Origin of the sequence: Aureimonas sp. AU20, assembly GCF_001442755.1 — a bacterium.
In the GTDB taxonomy this organism is placed as follows: Bacteria; Pseudomonadota; Alphaproteobacteria; order Rhizobiales; family Rhizobiaceae; genus Aureimonas.
The window spans coordinates 1,992,599-2,012,606 of the sequence record NZ_CP006367.1; the positions used below are offsets into that span (position 1 = coordinate 1,992,599).

The following is a 20,008-nucleotide window of genomic DNA, read 5'->3' on the forward strand; positions in this document are numbered from 1 at the left end:
GCGCTCCCTGTCAGGCCGAGGCCGTCGTCAGGCCTGCATGCCAGTGGCCTTTGAAATAGCCGGTCTTCAACACGTAGACCACCATGCACAACGAGACGAAGCCCTCCACGAGAAGCAGCGTCATCGCCGCGCCCTCGGCGCCGAAGGCGCGCGTCAGCGGCGCGATCAGGATCAGGCTGAGAACGCCGCCCGAGATCAGAATGATGTTGAAGGGCTTGGTGCGCTTGTTGGGCAGCAGGATCTGCAAGCCGAGGAAGGTGGAAAAGGACATGACGATCGGCAGCAGCGACAGCCAACGCAGAACATCCGCCGCCGGGGCGAACTGCTTGCCGCCGATGATGGTGACGAAATGCGGAGCGAAGAGCCAGAGCGCCGCGCTGATGCCGGCCGAGATCACCACGAGGCCGATGCCGGAGATCTTCAGGAGCGGCGCAGCCGCGCTGGGGTCCGAGGCCACGAGACGGCTGATCCGCGGAAAGAGGGCCGTGGAAACGGGCTGGAGAACCGACTGCGCGGCCTGCCGGATGCGGTCGGCAAGGGCGAACTGGCCGACGGCCACGGGACCGGCGAGGAAGCCGAGGATCACCGGCGTCAGATTGACATAGACGCCGATGGCCGTGGTCGACAGGAAGATGGTCGACCCTTCCTTCACCTCGACATAGATGTCGTGCAGCGTCGGACGGCGCCACATGAGGATGCCGTCGTGGTGCAGAAGCCAGACGCTGACGGAACCCGCGATGAGCGAGACCGCGCCCTGGATGGCGATGATGAGCGGAGCGTCGGCCGGGGAGTGGACGAAGAGCACGATGAAGACGAGCGTCAGGATGCGCCCGCCGATCTGGATGGCGGAGAAGGCGCGCATGCGCTCCAGCCCGGTCAGCAGCCAGTTCGGAAACAGGGCCGTGCCGGCGATCACCAGCAGCCCCCAGAAATAGAAGGGCGCGGCGTCCCGGAAGAAAGGAACGGTCGCGATCAAGGCGAGGAGCACGAGGCCCATCGCGCCGGCCAGGAGAACCTGACCGAGGATAGTCGCGATCGCCACCTTGGACACTTCCACCGGGTCGTCGCCGATCGCAGCGATCTTGCGGGTCGCGCTCCAGGAAAAACCCCAGGACACGAAGAGGCAGAAGAAGCCGAGCACGAGCTGCGTCATCGCAACGTGGCCCCAGTCCTCCAACCCGAGCACGCGAGTCGTGTAGGCCGCGATCGCAAGCGGGAGAACATAAGCGGAAATCTGCAGGAAGCCGAGAGCCGTGATGTTGCCGATCAGGCCGGCGCGCGCCGAATCGTCCCGCGAGGGCGCATCGGCCCCGGCGGGATCGGGCTGTTTGCGACGCAGAAAGGCCGGGCCGGGCATGCGGAATCTCCTCGCCGATCGGCAGGCAGGGTTCAGGACGAGTCGCCGATAGGTTTGCTGCGCTGCACGAAAAACCGGCAGTTCAAATCATTATGCATTGACTTTTGCGGCACGTCCAGCAAGAAAATCCAATTGTGGGTTACCGCACTGCGGAATCCGATAGTTAAGATCCTATCCATCCGAACCCGTTGCTTGCCTTATCTCGCTCTCGCATCTCCATATTGTGGCTGAAATGTGAGCGGGAGCGTCAGTATGCAGTTGTCATGGGGTGATGGGGCGGTTTCTTGTCGGGTTTCGTGGCGTAAATCAAATGTATGGGGCGGGCGTGGAGCGGATGTTGGACGGCGTATCGAAGTTTCCGGTCTTCGTGGCGATTGTTACCTCCGGTCGTGCGGCCGTTCTGAATGAAACGCTTCGCTATCTCGGGCGTCAGACCTCGCTGCCCGAGCGCGTGTTCGTCTGCCCCGCACAGCCGGCCGACTTCACCTTCCCCTCGGATGAGCGCTTGCCCTTCGCTGTGGAGGTCGTGACATCTCCGCAGGGCGCCTGCGTCCAGCGTAACGCGATTCTGGACCAGCTCACCGGGGAGACTTCGGGCGCGGTTCTGTTTCTCGACGACGACTTCTTTCCGCGCGCCGACTACGTCGCGGAAACGGCCGCGCTTTTCCAGCTTCATCCCGACATCGCCCTGGCGACGGGCACGGTTCTTGCCGACGGGGCGCCGGGGCCTGGGCTAACGGTCGCCGATGCGATCGAGACTCTGGCCGCCGACACGCTACACCCTGAGGAAGACCTGCAGCCCGTCTACAACGGCTATGGCTGCAACATGGCCGTGCGGCTCGACACGGTGAACCGCCGGACGTTGCGCTTCGACACCGAGCTTCCGCTTTACGCCTGGTTGGAGGATGTCGATTTCAGCCGTCGGCTGGCCACCGATGGTCGGCTGGTTCAATCGACGCGGCTGCGCGGCGTTCACATGGGCGTCAAGCGCGGGCGCAGTTCCGGGCTTCGCCTGGGCTATTCGCAGATCGCCAATCCCTGGTACCTCATGCGCAAGCGCACGATGCGCCCGGACCTTGCCGCCAAGCAGGCCCTGCGCAATATCGCAGCCAATCTCGCCAAGGTGGGGAAGCCGGAACCTTGGGTCGACCGTCGCGGTCGGGTGAAGGGCAATCTTCTGGCATTGCGCGATCTCCTTCGAGGCCGCCTCCACCCCAAAAATATCCTCATGCTCGGTTAGGGCGGTTCGGACCCGATCGCCAGAGGGCCGGTTATCCAGTCCGCCGGTAGCCAAGGAGACACGATGCCCATTTTCCGCTCCCTTCGTCTGACGACGTCGTTCGCCCTTCTCACCTTCGGCGCTCTCGCCGTTTTCGGTCCGCGCTTTGCCGCCGATGCCGAAGAGCAGAAGCTCGACCTCAGCGGCTACGAGGTCACCTTCGCCGACGAGTTCGACACGCTGGATGTCTCTGCCTGGGGGCCGCACACGCGCTGGATCGCCCACACGCCCTGGCATGGCGATTTCGGCGACGCGCAATTCGTCGATCCTCGTCCCGGCTTTCCCTTCACGGTGGAAGACGGAATGCTGACCATCACTGCCGCGCGCAACGAAAACGGCAAGTGGGAAGCCGGCCTCCTGTCGGGCCACGATCTGAAGGGCAACGGCTTTGCGCAGACCTACGGCTATTTCGAAGTGAGGGCCAAGCTGCCGGCCGGCGAGGGCGTCTGGCCGGCCTTCTGGCTGATGGGGACCGAGCGCTCGAAATACGCGGTGGAAGTGGATGTCATGGAATTCTACGGCCACGAGCCGACGAAATTCCAAAGCTACTACCATCTCTGGCAAATGGACGGAAAATCGCCGGAGAAGCACATCGGCCACATGCAGCAGACCGATATTGATCTGACGAAGGACTTCCATCGGTTCGGCGTCATGATCGAGAAGGACAAGACGACCTTCTATCTCGACGGCGTCGCCTATTGGTCCTTCGACACGCCGCCCGAATTTGAGCAGCCCTTGTTCCCTCTGGTCAATCTCGCGCTCGGCAGCGGCTTTTCCGTCGAAAACACGCCCGATCCTTCGAAACTCCTCGTGGACTATGTCCGCATCTACGCGCGAAAGCAGGGCTGATGCGCATCCTCCATCTCGCCAACCACTGCCGCATGGGCCATGGCAACGTTCATCTCGCCGTGGACCTTGCCTGCGTGCAGGCCGAGAAGGGGGATCACGTCTTCTATGGTGGGGAGGGCGGCGAGTTGGAGCCGACCCTTGCCGCTTCGGGCGTCACGCATGTGCCGCTGGTCCAGCGCACGCGCAGGCCGCAGGAGCTGCTGGGTTCTCTGGCGCGCCTTCGCGGCCTCATTCGTCGCCACCGCATCGACGTCGTCCATGCGCACATGATGTCCGGCGCGGTGCTGGGCTATGTCGCGACGCGCGCGAGCCGAGCCCGGCTCGTGACCACCGTGCACAATTCCTTCGATTCCCATTCGCGCATCATGCGCCTGGGCGATCGGGTCGTCGCCATCAGCCGGGCCGAGCATGCCACCCTGCGCGTCGCCGGGTTCTCCGAGCGGCAGCTTTCGATCATCGTCAACGCCACGCTCGGCGGCGCGCGCATGCGCATGTTCGGCACGAACGAGACGCTGACCCGCCCGGTTCCCATCCTCTGCACGGTCTGCGGGCTGCACGAGCGCAAGGGCGTCGCGACCTTGATCGATGCTTTCGCCTCCATCGCGGCCCTGTATGAGAGCGAGTTGCACATCGTCGGCGACGGTCCGGACCGCGCCGCACTGGAGGCGCGCGCGGCGCAGACCGGCTTCGGGAACCGGATCGTCTTCCACGGTTCGCTGGAAGATCCCGGCCGCGTCCTGCGAGGCGCCGCCATCTTCGCCCTGGCTTCGCATGCCGAACCCATGGGCCTCGTCAATATCGAGGCGCGTCAGGCGGGCTGCGCCATCGTCGCTTCCGATGTCGGCGGCATTCCGGAAGTCCTGGACGAAGGTCAGGCCGGCCTTCTCGTCCCCCCTCGCGACGTCGCCGCCTTTGCCGCAGCCTTCGACCGCCTCCTCGGAGATCCCGCCTATCTCGCCGAGATGCAGCGTCGCTCCGCCTCCAATCTCGAGCGCTTCGGCGTCGACCATCTCTGGTCCGAACACGATCGCCTCTACCGCGAACTGGTCGGAGCGCCAAAGTCGGTCTCGGCAGCGATCGCTTCCTGATCGAGCGATAAGCCTCAACTTTCGATCGCGTGCTTCGCCGAAACGCGAAGCCGACGATCTGAACAAACGCGATTGTTCTTGGGCTTGGACAATGCCTTCGCGGACGACGAGCAAGGGCATCTTCCGATCGTCACGCGATAGCAGACGGTAGGATTTCAACGTCTAATGTGCGTTTCCCAACCGCCGTTATGGGGCTAAGCTCGAAGCAAATTAAAATTTGCAAATTTGTATCTCAAGAAGAGATGGTGCCGCTTAGGTGACTCGAACACCTGACCCCATCATTACGAATGATGTGCTCTACCAACTGAGCTAAAGCGGCTTGGCTCGGCTATGGCAGCCGGCCGTGAGCGGGTTACTACTCAATTCTCCGGGGCCGCGCAACAGGAAAAATGCGCGGCTTTCGCCGGGAAGCGGAGCGGCGCCGGGTCGGCCTAGACGCGGCGGGATTGGACCGGTGTGGCGCCCAGTTTCGAACAAGCTTCGGCATACTCCCGGGCAAGGCGATCGATCAGGGCGGCGGCGGGGAGGACCGAATCGACCGCGCCGATGCCCTGGCCGGCGCCCCAGATATCCTTCCAGGCCTTGGCGGCTTTCTCGCCGCCGAAATCCATCTTCGACGGGTCGGACTGGGGCAGGTTGTCGGGGTCGAGACCGGCGGCCTGGATCGAGGCCTTGAGATAATTGCCGTGAACGCCGGTGAAGAGGTTGCTGTAGACGATGTCCGCCGCGTGGCCGGCAACCACCGCGTCCTTGTAGGCGGTGGCGGCATTGGCTTCGTCGGTGGCGATGAAGGCGGAGCCGATATAGGCGCCATCCGCGCCCATGGCCTCGGCCGCGAGCACGCCCGCGCCGGTGGCGATTGCGCCGGACAGGAAGAGCGGTCCGCCGAACCAGCGGCGGATCTCCGACACGAGGGCGAAGGGGGAGAGCGTGCCGGCATGCCCGCCGGCGCCGGCCGCCACGGCGATCAGCCCGTCGGCACCCTTTTCGATCGCCTTGTGGGCGAAGCGGTCGTTGATGACGTCGTGCAGCACCACGCCGCCATAGGAATGAACGGCCTGATTGACCTCCTCGACGGCGCCGAGCGACGTGATGACGATAGGAACCTTGTGATCGACGCAGACGCGTAGATCGGCGTCGAGGCGCGCATTGGAGCGATGGACGATCTGGTTGACCGCGAAGGGCGCGGCGGGCTGGTCTGGATGCGCCGCGACGTGTTCGGCGAGCGCGGCCTGGATCTGCTCCAGCCAGTTCGCCAGATTTTCCGCAGGCCGCGCGTTGAGCGCGGGGAAGGCGCCGACGATGCCCGAGCGACACTGCGCGATCGTCAGGGCAGGGTTCGAGATGATGAAGAGCGGCGCGGCGATGACCGGCAGCCGAAGGCGGCCCTGAAGGATCTCCGGCAGTGACATGGCACTCTCCTCTCTTTGACGTAAACGTAAGACAGAGTTAGCGCAGGTGGTGCGACCTGCCAAGCCGTTTTGGCGCTCAACCGGCCGATCCGGAAATCTGGATCTGCAAGAGGGCGCTGTCGCTCCAAAGGAATGTCATGCGTCCATGTTCGATCAGCTCGCCCGAGTCGCGCATATGGCCCGACCGCCGTCGCCTTGGCACGACGCGGGCGCGCCGGATTAACCATCGTTGCCGCTCTGCAACGCAGCAAGGGAATCGTCGAAGGGATGGCACCGGAAACGGCGGATTCGCGTTGGACTGGTTTGACGGTCGAATTCGGAAGGTGCCGCCCATGATGTCCCGGTCCACGCGCTTTGCTTTGGCGGCTCTCGGCACGCTTGGATTCTGCGGCCTCGGCGCGTTTTGGGGCGGAATGTCGATAGCGGCGGATGCCGACAGCCCGGCGGTCGGGGTCGTGGCGCCGCCCCCGTCCGAGGAAGTGGACCTGCCGGCGGTCCCCAAGACGCAGGATCTGGCCGCGCCCTTCGGTGGCAGCTGCTCGGAAGAATGCGAGACGAGCCTGTCGATGCTGTCGGACGGGGACCGCGAAGGGCTGATCGATCTGCCGGCGCGGGTGCAGCGCACGCTGGCCGCTATCGGTCCGATCAAGGGCGACGGGGGAACCAAGGCGGCGGCTGAAGTGGCGCGACGGCTGACCGACACCGACGCCACTGGCACGGTGGCGCAGCCGGGCGCCGAACAGACGCTGGCTGCGCCGATCGACGTGCAGACCGGCGAGGCCGACTGCACCTTGCGCTGGTTCGGCTTCATGGACGAGACGGTCAAGACCGTTGGCACGCATCGCTGCCGAATCGGCAAGGCGGCGGATGGAACGGTGACGATCGAGAAGCTGACGGGCGAGCGCATGCTGGTTCATCTCGCGCCGCTGAACGACCGATTTTCCGCCTATCTCGGGCGCTCCTTCCTGCCCGAGCAGGCGGAGCGCGAATATGACCTGAAGACCCCGCTCAACGCCGGGAACGGCAATTTCGGCAATGTTTCCGGCCTCGCGACCTTGAGCGGCGGGCAGATCGTGCTGATCGGCGGAGCGGAGCTTGGCATGTCGCCGGCCGACGACACGTTCTTCTCCGTGCTCACCATCTCGGGAAGCTGATCGGATTGCCGCATGGGGCTTGCGATGCGCGGCGCGCCGGACGATCTTGATCCCGCATGGATCCGCTCTTCCCCCATTCACCCGTTACCCCGCATCTGTTTCCCGAGGCCGCGCCCACGATCGTCCGTGTGATCGACACGGAGACGGCCGGTCATCGGCTGGAGGAGGACGCGGTGATTGAGATCGGCTCGGTCGATCTCGATCTCGCTACGGGTCGCATCTTCAACCCGATGCAGACCCTGGCCGATCCCGCCGGTATCGAGATCAACCCGCATGCGCGGCGCGTCCATAAGATCAGCGACGAGATGCTGGTGGGCGCACCGCCCTTCGGCGAGGCCGTGCAGCCTTTCGCGACGAGCCGTCTTTTCGCTGCCCAGCGCGCGAGCTTCGACCGCTCGCGGCTTCGCCTGGCTGGCACCTGGCTCTGCACCTACAAGCTGGCGCTGCGGGCATTCCCGGACGTGCGGGCACATGGGCTGCAGTCGCTGGTCAAATACGTGCCGCTCGACCTGGCCGACGTTGCCGCGGATCTCGAAGGGCTTCACCCGCACCGCGCTTTGTTCGATGCGCTCTGCACGGCGGTGCTCCTGCGCCGCATCACGGCCGAGCTGCTGCCCCGCTGCCGCGACCTTTCGGATTTTCTGGAGCGAGCCGAGCGCGTGTCGAACGAGCCGGCCCTCCTGGCGCGGCTTCGCTTCGGCCGGCATCGCAATGCCCTCCTGCGCGATGTGCCGACCGACTATCTGGAATGGCTGGTGCGCGAGCCCGGCATGGAGGCCGACGCCGTCTATAGCGCGCGCCATCACCTGCAGCAGCGCGCGGAGAAGGCGCTGTCGGCCTTCGCCCGGCCTTTGCCTGCGGCCTGCTAGGCTTCCGGGACGAGCCCTCGGCCCTAGTTAAAGCGGTCGACCAAGGGCCTTCCACCGGAGCGAGCCGCCTTGCAGCGCTTTGCCGAACTTCTCGACCGCCTCGTTCGCACGCCGTCGCGCAACGGCAAGCTGAAGCTGATGGTGGACTATTTCCGGGTCGTGCCCGACCCTGAGCGGGGCACGGCGCTGGCAGCGCTGACGGGCGAACTCGACATCCGGTCGGTGAAGCCGGCCATGCTGCGCGAACTCATGGCCAGTCGGATGGACGAAGTCCTGTTCGGCTATTCCTACGATTATGTCGGCGATCTCGCCGAGACTATCGCGCTCGTCTGGCCCTCGCCGCATGACGGCGAGGCGAGGGGGCGCAATGACATTCCCAGCCTCTCTGAGGTGGTAACAGTGCTGGATGCGGCGACGCGCGCGGAAGGGCCGAAGCTGGTGGAGGACTGGCTCGACCGGCTGGATTCCTCGGGCCGCTACGCGCTCTTGAAACTCGTCACCGGCTCGCTGCGCATCGGCGTCTCGTCCCGCCTCGCCAAGCAGGCCCTGGCCGATTTCGGCGCCAAGGAGATCGCCGAGATCGAGGAGCTCTGGCACGGGCTGCGCGCGCCCTACGCGGATCTTTTCGCCTGGTTGGAAGGCGAGGTCGATAAGCCGGTCTCGGCCGCCGCCGCGCCGTTTCGGCCCGTTATGCTGTCGCAGCCGCTGGAAGAGCCGGACTACGGCCGGATCGACCCCTTGACCTACGCCGCCGAATGGAAGTGGGACGGCATCCGCGTTCAGGCGACCGTCGAGCGCGGGGTGCGCCGGCTTTATTCTCGGACCGGCGACGACATTTCCGGCGCCTTTCCCGATCTTCTCGACTTCATGACCTATGATGGCTCGCTCGACGGGGAGCTTCTGGTGGCCCGCCCGGCCGATCGAGGGGGCGCGCCGAGGGTTGAGCCGCACGAGGACGCGGTGCGGGACGACATTGTGGTCGGCACCTTCTCGGACCTACAGCAGCGGCTCAACCGCAAGACCGTCTCGGCCGCGGTGCTGAAGAAGCATCCCGTCTTCTTGCGGACCTACGACCTCCTGCAGGATGGCGCGGAGGATTTGCGCAGCCTGCCTTTCGCGGAGCGGCGCCAGCGGTTGAACCGGTTCGTGGCGGCGCTGGAGCAGACGCGCTTCGACATCTCGCCGTTCGTCGCCTTCGACGATTTCGAGGCGCTGGCGGGGCTTCGCGCTTCGCCGCCCCATCCCGTGATCGAAGGCCTGATGCTGAAGCGCTGGGACTCGGCCTATGTGCCGGGCCGGCCCAAGGGCCCCTGGTTCAAGTGGAAGCAGGACCCGCATCTTATCGACGCGGTGCTGATGTATGCCCAGCGCGGCCACGGAAAGCGCTCCAGCTTCTATTCCGACTACACGTTCGGCGTCTGGACCGGGCCGGAGGACCAGCCGGAGCTGGTGCCGGTGGGCAAGGCCTATTTCGGGTTCACCGACGAGGAGTTGAAGCAGCTCGACAAATATATCCGCGACAACACGATCAGCCGCTTCGGCCCGGTGCGCTCCGTACGCGCCGAGCCCGACCATGGGCTTGTGCTGGAGGTCGCCTTCGAAGGACTGGCGCGCTCGACACGCCACAAGTCGGGCGTTGCCATGCGCTTTCCCCGCGTGTCCCGCCTGCGCTGGGACAAGCCGGCCTTCGAGGCGGACCGGCTGGAGACGTTGCAGGCCATGCTGGCCTGAGGAGACGGGGGCCAGCTACGAGCGAGACGATCGGGGCCACAGAGGCAGGACTTTCTCGCCGCGCGCTTGCAACGCCACAATCGCGCCTTTACCTCAACGGCCACGAAGCGGGTCGAGAAGAGGTGCCATGTCTGGTCGTATGACGAGTTTTCTGGGCGGTTCGCCACTGGGCGTCGCCGCGCGGCTCCTGGTCATCTCGCTACTTGTGGGTGTCGTCCTGTCCTGGCTCGACCTTCGCCCGGCGGAGATCCTCGACAGCCTCGGGAACCTTATCCATTGGGCCTGGGTCAGCGTGTTCGGCTCGCTCAACCGGGCGATCGACTATGTCCTGATGGGCGCGGCGATCGTGGTGCCGATCTTCCTGATCTCGCGTCTGATGAAGACGCGGGGCCGCTGACCGGTCTTCGCTTCAGATGAACTCCGCCGCCGTGCGATGCAGGATCGTGTGGCGGCGAGCGAGCCTTTCGATATCGCGGGAATAGCCGCCGCCGATGACGCCGACCACAGGAACGTCCCGCTCGCGGAAGAAACCGATGACGCGTCGGTCGCGCTCCGCGAGCCCGGCGTCGGAGAGCGACAGGCGACCCAATCGATCGTCGCGGTGCGGATCGACCCCGGCATTGTAGAAAACGAGATCGGGCCGGGCCGCCGAAAGGCCGTGGGCGAGAAGATCGGGGAGGAGGGCGAGATAGGCCTCGTCCTCCATCCCGTCCGGCAGCGGCACGTCGCAGTCCGAACGCGCCTTTTCCATCGGATAGTTGCGCTCGCCATGCATGGACAGCGTGTAGACCAGCGGATCGTCCGCGAAGATGCGGGCCGTGCCGTCGCCCTGGTGAACGTCGCAGTCGAAAACGAGGACGCGGCCGATCGTGCCTTCGTGCAGCAGCGTCGCGGCGGCGACGGCCACGTCGTTGAACACCGAGAATCCGGCGCCGCCTTCGCGGTTCGCGTGATGGCTGCCGCCCGCCGTGTTGCAGGCAAGGCCCCCGTCCAGCGCCAGCCGGGCGGCAAGCAGCGTGCCGCCGGTGGCGCAGCGTGAGCGGAGCGCCACGCGCGCGTCCACGGGAAAGCCGATGTTTTTCTCGATGGCTGGCGAGACGGTCTGCGTCAGCACCGCCTCGACATAGGCGGCGTCGTGCGCCAGCTCCAGCGCCTCTACCGGGGCCGGAGCGGGCACGTGGAAGCCGCCCTGCACCAGCCCGTCCTCGACCAGGATTTCCGCAAGCCGCGTGAACTTGCGCATGGGGAAGCGATGCGCCTCGTCGAACAGCGCGTCGAAGGCGGGATGGTGGACCAGAGGCAGGGGCATGGGGCGCGGCGCCGGGATCAGGCCCGCGCCTGCTCCCAGCCGACCGGCGGATCGCGGGCCAGGATTTCCTCGACCTTCGAGTCGCGCAGATGGCGGATCGTATCGAGGCCCGTCTTGTCGAGGAAGCGGATCATGTCCTTGAGGATGCGGATCGGCAGGTCCGGGCCGCCATAGACCATGGCCGAGTAGAGCTGCACGAGGTCGGCCCCGGCTTCGATCTTTCCGAGCGCGGTGCGCGCGTTTTCCACGCCGCCGGCGCCGATCAGCGGAAACTCGGGGCCGAGCGCCCTGCGGAAGGCGGCGAGCACATAGGTCGAGCGGCCATAGAGCGGCCTGCCCGACAGGCCGCCGATCTCGTTCACCAGCTTGTGCCCCTCGATGCCGTGGCGAGATAGCGTCGTGTTGGAGACGATCAGCCCGTCCACCTTGCGCCGCTTGGCGGTCTCGGCGATCGCCTCGACCTCGTCCAAGCTCAGGTCCGGCGCGACCTTCAGGAACAGGGGCTTGCGCTCGCTCGCCGTCAGCGCCGCCGCGCCGTCGCGCGCCGCCACCGCATGGGTCAGGAGATCGTCGAGATCCGACCCCTTTTGCAGATTGCGCAGGCCCGGCGTGTTGGGCGAGGAGATGTTGATGGTGAGGTAGCGGGCGAGCTCGGCGAAGCGATGAATGCCGGTGACGTAATCGGCGATCCGGTCCGCTGAATCCTTGTTGGCCCCGATATTGACGCCGACGATGCCGGGCTTGCGCGCGCGCTTCTCCAGCCGCTCGGCCACCTCGGCATGGCCCTCGTTGTTGAAGCCCAGCCGGTTGATGACGGCCAGGGCCTCGGGCAGGCGGAAGATGCGCGGCTTGGCGTTGCCCTCCTGCGGCAGCGGCGTCACCGTGCCGATCTCGACGAAGCCGAAGCCGAGCCGCAGCATGGCGTCCGGCACTTCGGCGTTCTTGTCGAACCCGGCGGCGAGCCCCAGCGGATTGCCGAAGGAAAGACCGACGAGATCGACGCGCAGGCGCGAGTCCAGCGGAATGTCCTGCCGCTTGACGAGGCCCCGCTTCAAAGCCTCGATGGCCAGTCCATGCGCGCGCTCCGCGTCCAGTCGGAAGACGAGCGGGCGCGCGAGATCGTAAAGGCTCATCGAATGCTTTCCGGAAAGAGATGCGTGCCGCCCTCTGAGAGCGGGATATCCTGCACGTAGAGAACCGCGTCGAGCGACAGCGGCGCGTAGAGATGGGGGAAGAGCGCGCCGCCGCGCGAGGGCTCCCAGCGCAAGGCGTCCCCCAGCGCGCCCGGGTCCACCGCCACCAGAAGCAGAGCGTCCTCGTTCGTGAAATGCTTGGCCGCCGTCTCGCGAACCTGCTCGCCGGTGGAGAAATGGATATAACCGTCGGCGAGGTCTACCGGCGCGCCATCGAAACGGCCTGCCACCTCGGCTTCGAGCCAGGCGCTTCGCGGGGTCAGCTTGTAGATGGGGGCTTGCGTGCTCATGATCGTTCCGCTGCCAGAGACGGCCAGCAAAATCAATTTCCCTCCCGTGCGCAATCCGCAAACGCATGGGAAAAGCCCCTTGCGCCGTCCTGCCGCGCCAGGCCGCTTCCCCTAGAACCCGCGCGACCTATCGTAGGCGAAGCAGCCAGCGAGGGGACGAGCATGCAGAAAGCGGACCAACAGTTCATCGAAACGCTGACCTTCGAGACGCGGGGGCGCGGTTTCACCGACATTTCTCGGCGCGTCGGCGAACGATTGAGTGCGCAAGGGGCGGGGGACGGTCTCGCCACCCTTTTCATCCGCCACACCTCGGCCTCCCTGACCATTCAGGAGAATGCCGACCCGGACGTGCGGACCGATCTCCTGGCGGCCTTCGACCGTCTGGCCCCCGAAAGCGCGCCCTATGTCCATACGATCGAAGGGCCGGACGACATGCCGGCCCATATCAAGACCGCGCTGACCGATACGAGCTTGTCCATCCCCGTCTCGCGCGGGCGGCTGATGCTCGGCACGTGGCAGGGCGTCTACCTCTTCGAGCATCGCGCCCGGCCGCATCGGCGCGAGATCGTGCTGCATTTCCTGGGGTCGAGCACGCAGTAGGCCGTTTCAGCCGCTGCGAACGAAACTGAAGGCATCTTGTCGCGCCGCGTGTTGGCCACACTTCTTCCGAGCGAAGGGTCAGCGTTGGGGGACGGGCATGCTCAAGGAATTTCGGGAATTCGCCCTGAAGGGCAACATGGTCGATCTCGCAATCGGCATCATCATCGGCGCGGCCTTTTCCGGCCTCGTCAATTCCGTGGTGGCCGATCTCTTCATGCCCCTGATCGGTCTCGTCACCGGCGGCGTCGACTTCACCAACAAGTTCCTTGCGCTCAGCTCCAACGTCACCGCGACGAGCTTGGCCCAGGCGCGCGAGCAGGGGCCGGTTCTCGCCTATGGCAACTTCCTGACGCTGACGATCAATTTCGTGATCGTCGCCTTCGTGCTCTTCCTCGTGGTGAAGGGCATGAACCGGCTGAAGCGTCGGGAAGACGCCAAGCCGGTGGAGGAAAAGAAGGTTCCGCGCGAGGAGGAGCTTCTGGAGGAGATCCGCGATCTCCTCGCCTCGGGCCACAATGTGCGGCCGGGACAGGTGCCGGGAACCGGGTTCTGAGCTTGGGTCTGGCTGCTTTGGCCACACGAAGGGGTTGACGCGCGAAGCGGAAAGATCGACTCCCCCGCTGTCGCCCGCATGATCGTCAGCGGCGCGGAGCAGTTGGGTGAGTTTCGCGAAGTGAGCCATCTTCATCGTCTTCGAGCGGGCGCGCTGGCCGCGCCCGAAAGCGGCATCGTGGCCGTGATCAATCATGCGCGCGGCCGCGAGGGGCTGATCCCGCTCTGGGCCGGCGAGGGAGACCTCGCGACCCCTGCCTTCATCGCGGAGGCGACGGCCGAGAGCCTGAAGGCAGGCGAGACCTTCTACACCTGGCAGCGCGGCATTCCCGAGCTGCGCACCGCACTCGCCGGCTATACCGAGCGCCTCTACGGCCGCCCGACCTCGCCCGAGCGAATTTTCGTCACCGGCTCCGGCATGCACGCGATCCAGACCGTGGTCGCGGCGCTGGTCGGCGAGGGAGACGAGATCGCCTTCATCGCGCCGCTTTGGCCCAATTTCGAGGCCGCCGCCGCCCTGTCTGGCGCCCGGCCCGTGCCGGTGGAGCTGCGCTTCGACGGAACGGACTGGCGCTTCGATGTCGAGCGGCTGCGCGCGGCGATCACGCCTCGCACCCGCGCCCTTTTCGTCAACACGCCCAACAACCCGACCGGCTGGGTGGCCGATCGCGAGACCATTCGCGCCATTCTCGAGGTCGCGCGCGAGGCGGGGATTTTCGTCATCGCCGACGAGATTTATTCCCGCTTCTTCTACGAGGGCGGCCGCGCGCCCTCGTTCCATGACGAGATGCGCGACGACGACCCGCTGATCTTCGTCAACTCCTTCTCCAAGAATTGGGCGATGACGGGCTGGCGCGTCGGCTGGATCGAGGCGCCCAAGGAGTTCGGCGCGCTGTTCGAGAACCTGATCCAATATTCCAACAGCGGCGTCGCGACCTTCATGCAGCGCGGCGCGGTCGCGGCCATCGAACGGGGCGAGAGCTTCGTCGAGGAGCAGGTGGCCCGTGCGCACAAGGCGCGGGATATCTTCACGCAGACCCTTCTCGCCACCAACCGCGTTCGGCTGGCCCCGCCCTCTGGCGCCTTCTATGCCTTCTTCGCGGTGGACGGGATCGACGACGGCTACAAGGCCGCCTTCCGCATCGCCGACGAGGCGGGCGTCGGGCTCGCGCCTGGCACCGCCTTCGGCAGCGGCACGCGATCCTACCTCCGGGCCTGTTTCCATCGCCGGCTGGACGAGGTGGAGGAGGCCGCCAAGCGGCTGGCGCATTGGATCGGAAACGAGGCTTGAGCCCGGCCGGGGCCGCCGCGAAACTGGCCCTGACCCTCGCGCTCGGAACACTCGGCGGCGCGATCGCCAATGCGGCCGGTCTGCCCGTCGCTTGGCTGCTCGGTGCCACGATCGCCATTGCCGCGGCCAGCCTCTCCGGCGTGCCGGTCACCATCCCAACGCGGCTGCGGGACGCGACCTTCTTCGTGCTCGGCATCCAGGCCGGCTCCGGCGTCACGCCGGAGGTGGTGAACCAGCTGGCGCTCTGGCCGCTCTCCTTTCTGATTCAGATGATCGGCGTCGTCTGCGTCGCCGCGACCACCAACCTGTTTCTCCAGCGCGCCTTCGGCTGGGATCGGGAAACCGCGCTCTTCGCCTCGCTGCCCGGCGCCTTGTCCTTCGTTCTGGCGGCGGCGTCCGAAACCAAGGCGGACATGACGCGCATCATCGTCGTCCAGTCCACGCGGCTGCTTCTCCTGATCGGCGCGCTGACGCCGCTGCTCGGCTGGCTGGAGGGGGGCGACGCCGTCAACACCGGGCTGCGCGGCGGCATCGTCGGCTCGCCGCTTCAATATGCTCTTCTGATCGGCTCGGCGCTGCTGCTGGCCTGGATCGGCATTCGTTCGCGCGTGCCGGGCGGGCTGATTCTCGGCGCACTGCTCGCCAGCGCTTTCATGCATGGCACCGAGATCGCGCCGGTCGCCATTCCCGCCTGGGTCGCGACGCCGGCTCTCGTTGTTCTCGGCTGCACCATCGGCGGGCGCCTGCGGCGGGAGGACAGGGACGCCATGTTCCAGCTCCTACCGGCCTCGCTCGGCGCCTTCGCCATCGGCATCGTCCTGTCGGGCCTTGCCGGTGTCGCGGCGCTCCTCCTGCTCGGCATGACCTTCGGCAAGATCGCGCTGGCCTACGCGCCGGGCGCGCTGGAAGCGCTGACGGTTCTGGCCTTCCAGTTCAATCTCGATCCGGCCTATGTCGCCGCGCATCACGTCGTGCGCTTCATGTGCCTGGCGATGATCGTGCCGATCCTCGCCCGTCAGCTGCCGCGCCAGCGGACCGAGCGCAACATCGTCGAGCGCGAGGCCGCGCCCGAGGCGGACGCGCACGACACGAGCGGACCGGACGCGCCGAAATAGGCGAGCACCACAACGCAAAACGCCGAGCATCGCGCCCGGCGTTTTGCGTTGTGAGCGAGCGTGAAAGTGTTCAGCCGCCCGCCTGGGCGACGAGCAGCGAAGTGATGTCCTCGCGCCGATCCTCGCTCGCCGGCTGGGAGGAGGCGAAGGGAATGCCGAGCGCCGTCCAGGTCTCGACTAGGGCGTCGCGAAGGCCGGCAATCAGCGCGTCGGTGTGAAGCGGCGTCGGCGTGATGCGCAGGCGCTCCGTGCCGCGCGGCACAGTCGGGTAGTTGATCGGCTGGATATAGATGCCATGCACCTTCAAGAGCCGGTCGCTCGCCTGCTTGCAAAGCTCGGCATCGCCCACCAGCACGGGCACGATATGCGTGTCGGACGGCATGACGGGCAGGTCGGCGGACGCGAACTCCGCCTTTGCCCGCGCGGCCTGGCGCTGCTGGCCATCGCGCTCGGCCTGCGAGGTCTTGAGATGGCGGATCGAGGCCGCCGCGGCCGCCGCCAGCGCGGGGGGCAGGGCGGTGGTGAAGATGAAGCCCGGCGCGTAGGAGCGAACGGCGTCGATCAGGGCGCGGCTCCCGGCGATGTAGCCGCCGAGAACGCCGAAGGCCTTGGCGAGCGTTCCCTCGATCACATCGAGCCGATGCGCCACGCCGTCGCGCTCGCAAATGCCACCGCCGCGATGGCCGTACATGCCGACCGCGTGAACCTCGTCGATATAGGTCATGGCGTTGTAGCGGTCGGCCAGATCGCAGATCGCGGCGATCGGCGCGATGTCGCCGTCCATGGAATAGACGCTCTCGAACACGATGAGCTTGGGGCGCTCCGGGTCGGCGGCCTTCAAAAGCTCTTCGAGATGCTGGAGATCGTTGTGCCGGAACACGTGCTTGCGCGAGCCGGACTTGCGCACGCCCTCGATCATCGAGGCATGGTTCAGCTCGTCGGAGAAGATCAGACAGTCCGGCAGGAGCTTGGCGATGGTCGAAATCGACGCCTCGTTGGACACGAAGCCCGAGGTGAAGACCAGTGCCGCTTCCTTGCCGTGCAGATCGGCAAGCTCGCGCTCCAGCTCGACCAGCGGATGATTGGTGCCGGAAATGTTGCGCGTGCCGCCGGCGCCCGAGCCCATGCTCGCGGCCGTCTGTGTCATCGCATCCAGCACGCTCGGGTGCTGGCCCATGCCGAGATAGTCGTTGGAGCACCAGACGGTGATCTCCCGCGCCGTTCCCTCGTTGCGCCAGATCGCAGTGGGGAAGCGTCCGACGATGCGCTCGAGATCGGCGAAGACCCGGTAGCGCCGTTCGGCGTGGAGAGCTTCGATCGCGGATTCAAAATGGGACTGATAGTCGATCATCCGGAACTCCTTCGTGAGAAGGTTTCTAAGGTTCCGGACCTTCAAAGTCCACCTGTCGAAGACCTGTCAGGGCGGACGAAACGGGACCGTCCCATGCACGAATGCATGGCCCGCCTTACTAACAATCGGAGTAGGATCTCACTCCTCCTCGTCGTCCTCGGTCTCCATGACGCCTGGCCGCGCCGGTGCCTCGCTGCGCGCGCGCGCCTGCGCCTTGCGGCGGCGCAGGTTCTCCTTCAGCGTTTCTTCCAACCGCTTCTGGCGTTCGATCTTGGCGGGGTCGACGGGGGTGTGGGCGCACATGCCGCACAGTCTACAGAAGGGCGCCCCCTCGCATCAAGGTCACGTCAGCCCCGGTCCGAGCCGGCGAGGAAGCGTCGCAGGCCTTCGTCCAGCGTTTCCGGCGGCGTCCATCCGGCGCGGCGCAGTTTGGCGCCGTCCACGGCCAAGCCGGCGAACAGGCGCTGATAGGTCGCGCCCTTGCCGAGCGCTCGCGCCAGCTTGGCCGCCAGCCCCTGCGGAAGATCGAGCACCCGCGCCCGCCGGCCTCGAAGCCTGCGCACGCGCGCTACGATCTCACCTAGCGAGAGTGCTTCGCTATCGGCGACGAGAAAGGTTTCGCCCGCAGCCCTGTCGCTGGCGAGGGCGAAGGCAAGAGCGCTGGCGGCATTGCCCAGCGACAGGAGGCTGCGGGGCGCGCCGCCGCCGAAGGGCAGCGGCAAGCCGCCTTGCGCCAGACGAAGCAGCGCCTGCACGCCGCCGCGCCCGCCCGGCCCATAGACGGGCGCAAGGCGCAGCACGCAAGGCTCGGTCCCTGTTTCGGCGAGCGCCCGGGCGAGGGCTTCCTCCGCCGCGAGCTTGGAGCCGGCATAGGCGTTCTGCGGCGCGGCCGCGTCGCTCTCGCGGATCGGGCGGGGGGAAAACGGGTGCACGAGCAGCGTGGAGGCCAGAACGAAGCGGCGCACGCCCTCGCGCGCGGCGCGCTCCGCCAGCGCCTTGGTGCCCGCGACATTCGCCCGCATCAGCGCCGCGTCGTCCTGCGCGGCAGCCGCGCCCCGCTCCGGGTTCAGCGCCGCCAGATGCACCACCGCATCGATGTCCACCGGCCAGCCGTCCCAGCTGCCCAGGGTCACCAGATCGGCAGGGAAGCCGTTTTCGCCCCGGCGCGGCGCGAAGACCTCGTGTCCCTGCGCCTCCAGAAGCGGGACGAGCGCCCGGCCGATGAAGCCCCGGCCGCCGGTGACGAGTATGCGCATGGGTTCGACTTTCCCTGGTGCTCCGCCGCGCGCCGCTTGCCCTGACGCGCAAGTTGCGGCAATCGCTGCGTCATGAAGCGTGTGTTCGACATTCTGGCAAGTCTCGCGGGTCTTCTCGCGCTCAGCTGGCTGATCGGTCTTCTCGTCATCCTGGTGCGCCGGGACAGCTCGGGGCCGGGCCTCTTCGCGCAGGAGCGGGTCGGGAGGCACGGCCGGCCCTTCATCTGCTACAAGCTGCGCACCATGCGCCAGGGCACGGCCTCGGTCGCCACGCATGAAATGTCGGCCTCCGCCGTGACGCCGCTCGGCGAGAACCTACGACGGTGGAAGCTGGACGAGTTGCCCCAACTCTGGAACGTCCTGCGCGGAGACATGAGCTTCGTTGGCCCGAGGCCGTGCCTGCCGATCCAGCACGAGGTGATCGAGGAGCGGCAAAAGCGCGGCGTCCTGGCGCTTCGGCCGGGCATCACGGGCCTTGCGCAGGTCAGCGACATCGACATGTCGACGCCGGTGCGGCTCGCCGAGGCGGACGCCGCCTATCTCGCCCAGCGCACGTTCGTCGGCGATCTCGTTTTGATCCTGAAGACGGTGACCGGCAGCGGGCAGGGGGATCATGTCCGATAGGGCCGCGCTGCGCGTCGCGACCTGGAACATTCACGGCTTCCTGGGCGAAGGCAAGCGGCCCGATTTCGAGCGCACGCTGCGCCTCTTACGCGTCATCGACGCCGATCTTCTGGCCTTGCAGGAGGTCGATGCCCGCACCCATTTCGGGCGCGAGCCCTTCGCCTTCGAGCGGCTGCGCGAGGCGCTCGGCGACCATTGCGTCGAGGCGCGCCTGTTCGGCCCGCCGGGCCGGGACTACGGCCATCTCCTCTGGTCGCGCTATCCGCTGGAGCAGGCGCAGGTCCGCCCGCTGCCGGGACCCGGCTTCGAGCCGCGTGCGGTGATCGACGCGATGGCCGCGACGCCGCTCGGCCCGGTGCGGGTCCTCGCCACGCATTTCGGCTTGCGTCCGGTCGCGCGCCGCCGGCAGGCCGCCCTCCTGGCCCAACTCGTGCGGCCGGGCGAGACGAGCCTCGCGATGGGAGACTTCAACGAATGGCGCCTATCCGGCATGGTCGACCGGACGCTTCGCGCCGTGCTGACGCTCGCGGTGCAGCCGGCGAGTTGGCCGGCCAAGCGACCCCTGGTGCCGATGGACCGGCTCTATGCGAGCGCGGACCTGGCTCTTGCCCGCGCCGATGCCTTCCGCGAAGCCGCGCCGGCCTCGGACCACCTGCCGGTGGTCGCCGAGTTCCGGCGCGCGGGTTGA

Annotated in this window: 21 protein-coding genes and 1 tRNA gene; 13 read left to right on the forward strand and 9 right to left on the reverse strand. The window is 66.7% G+C overall.

Going from position 1 to position 20,008, the window contains the following annotated elements:
* Positions 1 to 10: 10 nt before the first annotated feature.
* On the reverse strand, positions 11 to 1,357 hold the full coding sequence (locus M673_RS08755; protein WP_061975401.1) for a flippase: 1,347 nt from the start codon (positions 1,355 to 1,357) through the stop codon (positions 11 to 13).
* A 310-nt stretch (positions 1,358 to 1,667) separates the two neighbouring features.
* Here M673_RS08755 and M673_RS08760 point away from each other — a divergent pair, with 310 nt between their 5' ends.
* The 3 genes from M673_RS08760 to M673_RS08770 all read left to right on the forward strand — a co-directional run bounded on the left by M673_RS08760 (position 1,668) and on the right by M673_RS08770 (position 4,573).
* Entirely contained in the window at positions 1,668 to 2,597 is a 930-nt protein-coding gene (locus M673_RS08760) for a glycosyltransferase family 2 protein (protein WP_244493043.1), read from the forward strand.
* A gap of 63 nt (positions 2,598 to 2,660) precedes the next feature.
* Entirely contained in the window at positions 2,661 to 3,485 is an 825-nt protein-coding gene (locus tag M673_RS08765; protein WP_061975405.1) for a glycoside hydrolase family 16 protein, read from the forward strand.
* The gene (locus M673_RS08770) at positions 3,485 to 4,573 is read left to right on the forward strand and encodes a glycosyltransferase (RefSeq protein WP_061975407.1); all 1,089 of its coding nucleotides are present in this window, start codon (positions 3,485 to 3,487) and stop codon (positions 4,571 to 4,573) included. The genes M673_RS08765 and M673_RS08770 overlap by 1 nt, the downstream gene beginning before the upstream one ends.
* Before the next feature lie 243 nt (positions 4,574 to 4,816).
* On the opposite strand, the gene M673_RS08775 is transcribed toward M673_RS08770, so the two are convergent.
* A tRNA-Thr gene (locus M673_RS08775) sits at positions 4,817 to 4,892 on the reverse strand.
* 112 nt (positions 4,893 to 5,004) lie between these two features.
* A complete protein-coding gene (locus tag M673_RS08780; protein ID WP_061975409.1) occupies positions 5,005 to 5,985 on the reverse strand; it encodes an NAD(P)H-dependent flavin oxidoreductase in 981 nt (326 codons plus the stop codon).
* A gap of 332 nt (positions 5,986 to 6,317) precedes the next feature.
* On the opposite strand from M673_RS08780, the gene M673_RS08785 reads away from it, so the two are divergent.
* The 4 genes from M673_RS08785 (at position 6,318) to M673_RS08800 (ending at position 10,136) form a co-directional block, all read left to right on the forward strand.
* Positions 6,318 to 7,139, forward strand: coding sequence for a hypothetical protein (locus M673_RS08785; protein ID WP_061975411.1), 822 nt, complete (start codon positions 6,318 to 6,320; stop codon positions 7,137 to 7,139).
* A 56-nt stretch (positions 7,140 to 7,195) separates the two neighbouring features.
* A complete protein-coding gene (locus tag M673_RS08790) occupies positions 7,196 to 8,008 on the forward strand; it encodes an exonuclease domain-containing protein (RefSeq protein ID WP_061975413.1) in 813 nt (270 codons plus the stop codon).
* Between the two features lie 69 nt (positions 8,009 to 8,077).
* On the forward strand, positions 8,078 to 9,739 hold the full coding sequence (locus tag M673_RS08795; RefSeq protein WP_061975415.1) for a cisplatin damage response ATP-dependent DNA ligase: 1,662 nt from the start codon (positions 8,078 to 8,080) through the stop codon (positions 9,737 to 9,739).
* Positions 9,740 to 9,866: 127 nt separating this feature from the next.
* Positions 9,867 to 10,136, forward strand: a complete 270-nt coding sequence (locus M673_RS08800; protein ID WP_061975416.1) for a DUF6460 domain-containing protein — start codon at positions 9,867 to 9,869, stop codon at positions 10,134 to 10,136.
* A 12-nt stretch (positions 10,137 to 10,148) separates the two neighbouring features.
* On the opposite strand, the gene M673_RS08805 is transcribed toward M673_RS08800, so the two are convergent.
* Genes M673_RS08805 through M673_RS08815 form a run of 3 tightly spaced genes read right to left on the reverse strand, consistent with a single transcriptional unit; the run spans position 10,149 to position 12,531 of the window.
* Positions 10,149 to 11,048 (reverse strand): histone deacetylase family protein, encoded by a 900-nt coding sequence (locus M673_RS08805; protein WP_061975418.1) that lies wholly within the window; start codon positions 11,046 to 11,048, stop codon positions 10,149 to 10,151.
* Positions 11,049 to 11,065: 17 nt separating this feature from the next.
* On the reverse strand, positions 11,066 to 12,181 hold the full coding sequence (locus M673_RS08810) for a quinone-dependent dihydroorotate dehydrogenase (protein WP_061975420.1): 1,116 nt from the start codon (positions 12,179 to 12,181) through the stop codon (positions 11,066 to 11,068).
* Positions 12,178 to 12,531 carry a DUF952 domain-containing protein gene (locus M673_RS08815; protein WP_061977748.1) on the reverse strand — a complete coding sequence of 118 codons (354 nt, stop codon included), beginning with the start codon at positions 12,529 to 12,531 and terminating at the stop codon, positions 12,178 to 12,180. The genes M673_RS08810 and M673_RS08815 overlap by 4 nt, the downstream gene beginning before the upstream one ends.
* Before the next feature lie 162 nt (positions 12,532 to 12,693).
* Here M673_RS08815 and M673_RS08820 point away from each other — a divergent pair, with 162 nt between their 5' ends.
* The 4 genes from M673_RS08820 to M673_RS08835 all read left to right on the forward strand — a co-directional run bounded on the left by M673_RS08820 (position 12,694) and on the right by M673_RS08835 (position 16,089).
* On the forward strand, positions 12,694 to 13,131 hold the full coding sequence (locus tag M673_RS08820) for a secondary thiamine-phosphate synthase enzyme YjbQ (RefSeq protein WP_061975422.1): 438 nt from the start codon (positions 12,694 to 12,696) through the stop codon (positions 13,129 to 13,131).
* 97 nt (positions 13,132 to 13,228) lie between these two features.
* Positions 13,229 to 13,684, forward strand: coding sequence for a large conductance mechanosensitive channel protein MscL (mscL, locus tag M673_RS08825; protein ID WP_061975424.1), 456 nt, complete (start codon positions 13,229 to 13,231; stop codon positions 13,682 to 13,684).
* A gap of 78 nt (positions 13,685 to 13,762) precedes the next feature.
* On the forward strand, positions 13,763 to 14,974 hold the full coding sequence (locus tag M673_RS08830; RefSeq protein WP_187301244.1) for a pyridoxal phosphate-dependent aminotransferase: 1,212 nt from the start codon (positions 13,763 to 13,765) through the stop codon (positions 14,972 to 14,974).
* Positions 14,971 to 16,089, forward strand: a complete 1,119-nt coding sequence (locus M673_RS08835; protein ID WP_061975426.1) for an AbrB family transcriptional regulator — start codon at positions 14,971 to 14,973, stop codon at positions 16,087 to 16,089. Before M673_RS08830 ends, M673_RS08835 begins: the two co-directional genes overlap by 4 nt.
* A gap of 70 nt (positions 16,090 to 16,159) precedes the next feature.
* Here M673_RS08835 and hemA read toward each other — a convergent pair whose 3' ends face one another.
* From hemA to M673_RS08845, 3 genes are all read right to left on the reverse strand, one after another.
* On the reverse strand, positions 16,160 to 17,437 hold the full coding sequence (hemA, locus tag M673_RS08840; protein ID WP_061977750.1) for a 5-aminolevulinate synthase: 1,278 nt from the start codon (positions 17,435 to 17,437) through the stop codon (positions 16,160 to 16,162).
* 141 nt (positions 17,438 to 17,578) lie between these two features.
* Entirely contained in the window at positions 17,579 to 17,743 is a 165-nt protein-coding gene (locus tag M673_RS24595; RefSeq protein WP_187301245.1) for a hypothetical protein, read from the reverse strand.
* A gap of 44 nt (positions 17,744 to 17,787) precedes the next feature.
* Complete coding sequence (locus M673_RS08845) at positions 17,788 to 18,696, reverse strand: NAD-dependent epimerase/dehydratase family protein (RefSeq protein WP_061975428.1); 909 nt, start codon at positions 18,694 to 18,696, stop codon at positions 17,788 to 17,790.
* A gap of 72 nt (positions 18,697 to 18,768) precedes the next feature.
* Between M673_RS08845 and M673_RS08850 the strand changes: the two genes are divergently transcribed.
* Together M673_RS08850 and M673_RS08855 are read left to right on the forward strand one after the other, a co-directional pair.
* Entirely contained in the window at positions 18,769 to 19,320 is a 552-nt protein-coding gene (locus M673_RS08850; RefSeq protein ID WP_061975430.1) for a sugar transferase, read from the forward strand.
* Positions 19,310 to 20,008, forward strand: coding sequence for an endonuclease/exonuclease/phosphatase family protein (locus M673_RS08855; protein ID WP_061975432.1), 699 nt, complete (start codon positions 19,310 to 19,312; stop codon positions 20,006 to 20,008). The genes M673_RS08850 and M673_RS08855 overlap by 11 nt, the downstream gene beginning before the upstream one ends.